The sequence below is a fragment of the Terriglobales bacterium genome (assembly GCA_035487355.1).
GTDB lineage: Bacteria > Acidobacteriota > Terriglobia > Terriglobales > Acidobacteriaceae > QIAW01.
This window is the reverse complement of sequence record DATHMF010000037.1, coordinates 1-8,210: the sequence shown is the minus strand read 5'-3', so window position 1 is coordinate 8,210 and position 8,210 is coordinate 1. Positions and strand designations below refer to the sequence as shown.

Genomic DNA, 8,210 nt, shown 5'->3' with positions numbered 1-8,210 from the left:
ACGATCGGCAGCAATACTGGTGTAGCAACCGGCGTGGCCGCGGGAGGCCCGGTAACGATTACCGCTTCGTTATCGGGTGTCACGGGCACAGCGTCACTTACGGTTACTGCTCCTCCATTATTGCCGACCCTGCAATCCATCACGGTAACGCCGAGTCCAGACAGCATCGCGGTCGGCAGCACCGTTGTCTTGGCTGCTACGGGCCACTATTCCGACGGCTCGAACAAGAACCTCACCACACAGGCGGCCTGGAGTTCGAGCAATTCTTCTGTGGCCACGATCGGCAGCAATACTGGTGTAGCAACCGGCGTGGCCGCGGGAGGCCCGGTAACGATTACCGCTTCGTTATCGGGTGTCACGGGCACAGCGTCACTTACGGTTACTGCTCCTCCATCATTGCCGACGCTGCAATCCATCACGGTAACGCCGAGTCCAGACAGCATCGCGGTCGGCAGCACCGTTGTTTTTGCTGCTACGGGCCACTATTCCGACGGCTCGAACAAGAACCTCACCACACAGGCGGCCTGGAGTTCGAGCAATTCTTCTGTGGCCACTGTCGTCAGCAATACAGGTGTGGCAGCTGGAATGGCCGCAGGCGGGCCGGTGACGATCAATGCTTCCATGTCTGGGATCAAAGGTGCGGCATCGCTCACGGTTACATCCGCATCTGCTGTCAGCGTTGTCAATTTCGACAGTCCTGCTCCGTCTGGGTCTCCCTACAGTTCGATCAACGGGACCTTTGGCGGAATTAACTTCGGCGTTGGCCAGTGGGCTTGGGAGCCAGGTTACCTGAGCGATGCAACGAACAACATTTACTTCAGCTCCGCAACCAGCAATAAGCGGACGTTCAGCTTTGCTAATGGCTCGCACGTTCTCATCAGCATGAAAGTAGCCACTTCCGTTGCCGGAACCCTGACCCTCAGCGACGGCGCCGGTCAAACCAAAACTCAAAATGTCTCTACTGGAGGAATGCAACTTGTGACCACTGGATGGAAAAATGCGTCCAGAACAATTACAGTCACCTTTACCGGAGGTTGGAACATCGAGTTTGACGACATTACCTACCGATAGACGGATACACAGTTCTCAATGTTGGCCCCCGCCCTGGTTTCTTTGCCAGGGCGGTTTTTTTGTGTCCTCGCACTGGCGCTGTTCGCGCGCATGGGCACCCAGGTAATAGGAATATTTCTTCGTGTTCCTTGGTGTTCTTTGTGGTTTACCTTAATTCTTCCCGAGATGAATGGACCCATCGCCGCTGCGCAGCTCAAGCAGAGGTCCGCCGCCGTTCAATTTTCCACGCAGGCTGTTGCGGTGCGTATCCGCATCGCTTAATGAAGCCAGGTCAGATTGAATGCTGCCGTCGCCGGTGCGGGCATCCAGGTTCGCCGAAAAATCCTGGGGCAACCGGAGATCAATGCTGCCATCGCCGGAATGCATATACCAGGAGCCTGCCATCTTCGATCCGCGATTGATATCGGCGTGGATGCTGCCGTCGCCGGTTTCGATTCTCAAAGCGTCAAATCGCCCGTCCACGTGAATGCCGCCATCGCCGGAGCGCGCCGAAAGCTGGCCGTCAGCATCTTCGATGTGAATCGAGCCATCGCCGGTGTTCAGGTACATAGCACCGTGGAGCCGCGAACCTTTGATGGAACCATCGCCGGTGTGAAGATCGAGATTGCCATCCTGCGGGAGGGTTATGTTTACGTGAATGGAGCGGTTGCAAAACAGGCAAAACCAGCCGTTGTGTGGGGTATGGATTTCCACGTCAACGCGGTCTCCCACCTGGCGCTCTTCAATCCTCACGCCATCAGAGTTAATTTGCCAGCCTTCGGTCAAGACCGAAACACTCACCTGTTTGCGCTCCCAGGTGATGAATTCTACTGAACCATCCCCGGTGCTGAGGTGCACGTCTGGTTTGGCGGAAATGGCATAGTCCTTCTTCCATTCATCCGCGACCGCGGGCAAAGCCAGAACCAGGAAAACGGATACGGCCAGAAAAATTCGCTGCACGGCATACCTCCTGTGTGAGGCAAGCTTGCCCTCAGTCAACTCATACGTTGAGAAATAATCTAAAGTTCCCGGATTATGAGCGTCGTCCTTACAGGACTTGGCGGATTTGCCTGGCTGACCCAGCAGTGAACTGCTGGGCTATAATACGTCACCCCTTCGGGGCTATTCGCCTCTCATGTCCCGCAAAGAACGAGATACGGCAGGAGTTAAAAAGGAATATGCAGTCGTGACTAGTTTGTCCCGAAATGGGAGGTACTAAGGTAAATAATCAGGTTAATCAATTACCCGATTACGCACTTCTACAATTCCCCAATTTCTCACGGCGTAAACAGCTTGGGATCAACCGCGGGGTTCAGTTCGATCGACTTGATGGTATCTTCGCTCGAAGTCTCACCGTTTTCCGTGACGGTTCGTTTATAAGGGAGCGAGAGGCCGCCGGTGTCGCGCCAATCGGAGTAATCGACCACGCGGTCCACCGGACCCTGCATGCTTAGGGTGTGAAAGGCAGCGCGCAACAGATGGCCGGTATCGGGGTCGACATACCACTTTACTTCAACTCCGTCGGCATTGATGGCCAGAGCTTTCGCCGGTACTCCCTGAACGGTGTCGTCGCCGGAGGCGTTAAAGGTAAATTTCGCGTCCCCGGCGTGTTGCGCGATGTAGACCAGATCGCGCCTGACCACCTTCAGGTTCTCATCACGCATGGCCGAGGACATATCCCGGTGCTGCCCTCCCATACTCATAGAGGCATTTTGCGGTGTGATTAAGGTCACCATCTCGCCCATGGGGGTCTTTGCCTTCACATACACCTGGTCGGGATAGATGATGGTCTGGTCCAGGTCGAGTGGAATTTCGCCCTGCGGAGTCTTACGGACGCTGGTGAGGGTTTGCCGTATGGATTTCACGGCGCGCAGTTTTTTCTTGTCGCCGAGGGAGGCCGCGACCTTGGCAATCAGGGCCTTGCCCTCCGGGTTTGAGCCTATGGATTTAGCGGCAGCCGGCGCGCCGGAGGGAGCCTCTTCAGGAATGGCGATGTCAATCTTATTGACCTTCCCAAAAGTGGAAAGATCGCGGTCAAAATCCTTGGAATTGCCTACCACCAGCACCTTCAACTGGTCTTTGTGGATGTATTTGCGCGCCACCCGTTCCACATCATCAACCGTGACTTTCTTAATGTTTTCGGGGAAGCGTTCCAGAAAGTCGGGAGGATAGCCAAAGTATTCGTAGACCATCTGCTCTTGCAGGACTTTGTCTTTATCGTCAAATTGGAAGATGAATGAGTTCAAGATGGTGTCTTTGCCGCGCTTGAGTTCAACTTCGGTTACCGGCTGCTTTTCCAGGTCATCTAACTGGTCGTAAAGGCAGGTAATGCCCGCGGCCGTGGTGCTGCTCTTGGTGCCCATGGAAAGCCTGAAGGTCCCAACGTGGCCATAAAAGGCCCCGACGCCGCCTCCGACGCCATAGGCGAGTCCGCGCTTGGTACGGCAGTTCGAAAGCAGCCGGCCGGAGAATCCGCCGCCAAGAATCTCATTCATGACCGAAATCGCGTAATAATCGGGATTGTCTCGCCGAATTCCCAGGTGCACCATCTCAATGGTGCTTTGGTTGACGTCATCTTTTTCGACGAAATAAATTCCCGGCGGGGCGGGATCAATGGCGACTTTGGGGTCGCGCTCGGCCGCGGGTCCGCGCGGCAGCCCGCCAAAAACCTCGCGCAGTTTGGCCTCCATGACAGCGGAGTCGAAATCTCCCACAATCCCCAGGATCATGTTGTTGGGATGAACATATTGCTTGTGCCAATCCAACAGGTCGGCGCGGGTGACGGCGGCGACGGTGTAATACTCCGGAGTGATGGCGTATGGACTTTGAGCGCCATAAGCAAGTTTGTTGGCTTCGCGCCCGGCGATAGATTCAGGATCATCGTTGCGGCGCGAAATAGCCGTATCAATCTGTTTTTTGGTCAGGTCAATCTTGTCTTGCCTGAACTCGGGATGCTCGAGCACGTCGGCCGCGATGTTCAGCACGTCGTCAAAGTTTTCTTTCAGGCACGACCAGGAGAGAATTGAGGAATCCACGGTGCTCGTGGTTTCCACCTTAGCCGCACGCGCTTCCAAAAAGTCATCTAGCTCATCACCGCTCTTGCTGGTGGTGCCGCCCAGGCGCCAGGTATGCCCAAATACGGCCGCCAATCCGGCTTTGTTCGCGGGTTCGTCACGCGAACCGCCGCGAATGCGAATGGTTCCATCGATCAAAGGCAATTCGTGGTCTTCCTGCAGGAAAACCACCAGACCGTTGGAAAACTCGATGCGCTTGGGATGCTGCGGATGGAATGCGTGCAGCGGCGGAACTGCAATCTTCTCCCAGGGCTTGGAGCCGGCCGGCGCGGCCGCAGCCTCGCCCTTTTTTCGCGTGAGCCCAGCCGATGTTTTCTTTTCCGGGGCAGCGGAGGGCCCGGAGCTCTTTTCCTGGGCGCTTCCCTGATCGTTTTCCTGAGACTGGGCCACTCCGGCCAGGGACAGCAAAAGGGCTGCACTGAGCAGCGTACGCAGCGCTCGATTCTGAAGGTTCATTGCTTGGCTCCTGCTTTGGAATTCGATGATGCGGAGTTAGACGCTACGGCGTTGTTCTCCAGAAAGGCGGTGGTGCGGTTGTCGCGCGTGAAGGTCGTGGCTGCCACTCGCCGGATATCGGCCTTGGTCACCTTTTCAATGCGGTCAACCTGGCGAAACAGCTCGCGCCAGTCGCCGTAATAGGCCTGTGTGATGCCGAGCTGCTGCGCCAGCCCTTCGTTATTGGCCAGCCCACGGATCAGGTCGGCCTTGGCGCGTATCTTCACCATTTGCAGCTCTTCGTCGGTCACGTCCTGGTTGATCAGCCGGTCAATCTCTTCGTGGATGGCCGCCTGCAATTCCTGGGGAGTATGTCCCCGGGTGGGAATGGCGTAGAAGGCGAACAGGTTGGGATATTTATTTCCTGGAAATCCGCCGAATCCTTCCGCCACCGCCGCGATTTTTTTATCGCGCACCAGAGCGCGGTAAAGCCGCGAGGTGCGGCCATTGGAGAACAGATCGCTCAACACGTCATATACGGCGTCATCAGGATCGCGAAAGTCAGGCTTGTGATAGCCTTCGAGGTAAATCGGTTGCGCCGTGTCAAATATCCTGACCGAACGTTCGGAGCGCTGTGGCGGTTCCACCACCTTCAGCGGCTCAGGCTTGGGCCTGGCCGGCAGCCGGCCAAAATATTTTTCGACGATCGGCATGACCTGCGCCGCCTTCACGTCGCCAACAATGGCCACTACCATGTTGGCCGGCACGTAGTATTTCTCAAAAAACTTGCGGGCATCGGTGGCGGAAAAACTTTCGATCTCCGATGCGTCTCCGATTCCCTCATTGTGATAAGGATGCACTACAAATGCTGCCGCCTGGAACTGCTCTATCAGCCGTCCTTGCGGACTGCTGTCGACGCGCATGCGGCGCTCCTCATGCACCACGTCGCGCTCCTTGTAAAACTCCCGGAACACGGGATGCAGAAAACGCTCTGATTCCATATAAGCCCAAAGCTCGACGCGATTGGAGGGCAGGGAATAGTAGTACTGGGTTTCATCCTCACTAGTGTTGGCATTCATGCCCTCAGCGCCGTTGCGCTCGAGGATTTCGTCATACTGGTTGACCGATACGTACTTCTCGGCCTGTTCCCGGGCGTCTTCCCAGGCTTGTTTTGTGGCGGCAATCTTCTGCTCATCGCGGCCTACTTCTTTGGTGCGCTCCGCGTCATAGGCCTGGTAGGCTTGCTCCACCTTCTGCAGCGCCAGTTTCTCGGCGGGCCAGTTGGTCGAACCAATCTTGTCTGTGCCCTTGAAGGCCATGTGCTCAAACATATGCGCCAGGCCGGTCTCGCCCTTGGGATCTTGCGCATCACCCACGTCAACATGGGTAAAGAAAGAGACCACCGGGGCCTCAGGACGTTCACAGATCACGACCGTGAGCCCGTTGGCAAGTTTTTTCACCGTGACCCGCTTTTCGAAAGAGGCCATATCCTGGCCGGAGAGAGAAGCGGTCAGCAAGACAAGGAAAGAGAGAATCACAAAGAGACGTTTCATAACACCTCAAGACGTACGAGAGAGTTCAAGGTAAGCATTCAAAGCACAACGTGTACACGCCACACCCGACTACATCTACAAAATACGCATGTCAGCAATATATCTATCTTAAAACATTTTCAGAGTAGCTGGGGGGCCTACCTATTTCGGAAGGGCGCCGCCCGATGAATATCCGGGCAGCGAGACAGAAACATGCGGTCTAGTCGTCGACGCCCAATGTGCCCGGCAATCGTTCGGGAACAAAGTTGCGAATCGATGGCACAACATTCAGGTACTCAGGAGCATCTCAGAAGAAGTCCGCATATTCGTTTCCACGAAAAGAGAGCTCTTGTCACAAACCACGGTGTTTCAGGAAGCGCTTCAAAGCCCGTTTCAACAGAAAATTGGTTGCCAAAGAAAAACAACTTGCTTCAATGCAGAAGCCACGCCCCGCGCTGAGATGACGGAAGGCGAGATGATCAGAAAAGCGCAGGCGGGAGACACGGGTTGTTTTGAAGCCCTCTACGCCCGGCATAAACGGCGGGTTTTTTCTTTGTGCCTGCGTATGACGGGAGGGAACTATGCCCAGGCGGAAGATTTCACGCAAGACGCATTTATGCAGCTCTATCGCAAGATTGCGAGTTTTCGCGGCGAATCAGCATTTTCCACCTGGCTGCATCGCCTTTCGGTGAACATCGTGCTCATGCACCTCCGCAAGAAAGGCATTGCGCAGATTTCATTAGAACAAAGCCTGGATCCGCAGGAAGAGGACAGAGGGCCAATCGATATCGCGACGAGGGACAACGCACTTCATGGTTCGGTTGACCGCATGACGATCCAGCAGGCCATAGCAGAGCTCCCGCCCGGGTACCGGATCATATTTGTGCTCCACGAGATAGAAGGATACGAGCACAACGAGATTGCGGAAATATTAGGATGCTCGATTGGCAACAGCAAGTCTCAGTTGCATAAGGCGCGGATGAACTTGCGTACCTTGCTCCCGCGGCGTAGCGGCTCAGAAGATACAGGCAAGCCAGCAAGGAATCGGGCCGCATGATCGGAGAACCGGCGAATAGATATTGTCCCGGACTGAACAGTCAGCCTGCCTGGATGTGGGATAGCCTGTTTGATAAGCGCATCTGTTTGGCCGCCTTAACCAGAGCGCGCATGAATAGGAGTGGGTTATGCGTTGGCGTCTTGTGAGGCCGTGGTTGATTTGGTTCATCACCCCATGGTTCGTTATCTTGTCTGCATTTATCCCAGTCCCCGCCAAATGGAGAATGGCTGTTAGTTATGACCTTCAGAGGCTAATACAAACCAATCAATTTAAACTGGATGCCCGTGCAGAGTGAGTGGCAGGAAGGAGGGACGAAGTGCTTTCGGAACTTTCAATCTTTTTGGTTATCCCGGCACTTCTCATGTTGCCGCAGGTATTGCGATCGTGGCGGCTGCGCAGACATTGGGGCTATCAACACCTTTTTCTGGCGCTCATACTCCTGGTTGTCTTGTTGCTGTCCAGCCGGCTCTAGACACACACACGCCCGCACGCCTCGTTGGTTGAACTTCACGGCCGGAGGCCATCAGCGCTGGTGGTGAATCTGCGACGCCAATTTGCCGGGAGCAGTGGCCACCTGGGAACCTTTCGCATCCGTACGCCAAACGTAAAAGTACTTATTGTCGGTGGAAGTGGCCACGGAGAGCTTTTTCTGCTTGGTGGCCCGGTTCAAGGCCGAGCGGACATTTTCCATCTTCTCCCCATTCAGGCCGTCCAGTGGAACCAGGATGGCCGTCTCCAGGTCCAACCGGTCAAGGTCAGCCAGGATCTTGGCAACGATCAAGCTGTGCTTCCCTTTTCTGCCGTGGGGAATTGAGGCAATCAACTTGTTGGCGAAATTGAGCGGCTGCTGGGCCTTACCGTTGTTTCCGTTGCCACCGTTATTTCCGTTGTTGTTCATTTTTTCCCGGCTGCCGGGCATGTGGCCTCCTTCTAAAGTTGCGTATGGCTAACGTAGCGGACCGTTAACCATGAGAAGTGACACGAAGTATAAATCTGAATAACCGCATATTGCAAGTAGGAGTTTCGTAGCGTAAAACTCACGCCCCCCCCCCCCCCAGTTTT

6 protein-coding genes are annotated in these 8,210 nt (G+C 55.2%); 2 read left to right on the top strand and 4 right to left on the bottom strand.

Annotation, left to right across the window (positions count from 1 at the left end; genetic code table 11):
- Nucleotides 1–1,071: Ig-like domain-containing protein (locus VK738_08965; protein ID HTD22771.1), on the top strand; the 1,071-nt coding region annotated here is incomplete at its 5' end.
- Nucleotides 1,072–1,221: 150 nt separating this feature from the next.
- On the opposite strand, the gene VK738_08960 is transcribed toward VK738_08965, so the two are convergent.
- The 3 genes from VK738_08960 to VK738_08950 all read right to left on the bottom strand — a co-directional run bounded on the left by VK738_08960 (nt 1,222) and on the right by VK738_08950 (nt 6,112).
- Nucleotides 1,222–2,010 (bottom strand): DUF4097 family beta strand repeat-containing protein, encoded by a 789-nt coding sequence (locus VK738_08960; protein HTD22770.1) that lies wholly within the window; start codon nt 2,008–2,010, stop codon nt 1,222–1,224.
- Nucleotides 2,011–2,327: 317 nt separating this feature from the next.
- Nucleotides 2,328–4,580, bottom strand: coding sequence for an insulinase family protein (locus VK738_08955; protein ID HTD22769.1), 2,253 nt, complete (start codon nt 4,578–4,580; stop codon nt 2,328–2,330).
- Nucleotides 4,577–6,112, bottom strand: coding sequence for a pitrilysin family protein (locus VK738_08950; GenBank protein ID HTD22768.1), 1,536 nt, complete (start codon nt 6,110–6,112; stop codon nt 4,577–4,579). The genes VK738_08955 and VK738_08950 overlap by 4 nt, the downstream gene beginning before the upstream one ends.
- 454 nt (nt 6,113–6,566) lie before the next feature.
- Here VK738_08950 and VK738_08945 point away from each other — a divergent pair, with 454 nt between their 5' ends.
- Complete coding sequence (locus VK738_08945) at nt 6,567–7,148, top strand: sigma-70 family RNA polymerase sigma factor (protein HTD22767.1); 582 nt, start codon at nt 6,567–6,569, stop codon at nt 7,146–7,148.
- Between the two features lie 523 nt (nt 7,149–7,671).
- Here the strand turns inward: VK738_08945 and VK738_08940 are convergent.
- Complete coding sequence (locus VK738_08940; protein HTD22766.1) at nt 7,672–8,067, bottom strand: hypothetical protein; 396 nt, start codon at nt 8,065–8,067, stop codon at nt 7,672–7,674.
- Between the last annotated feature and the right edge of the window lie 143 nt (nt 8,068–8,210).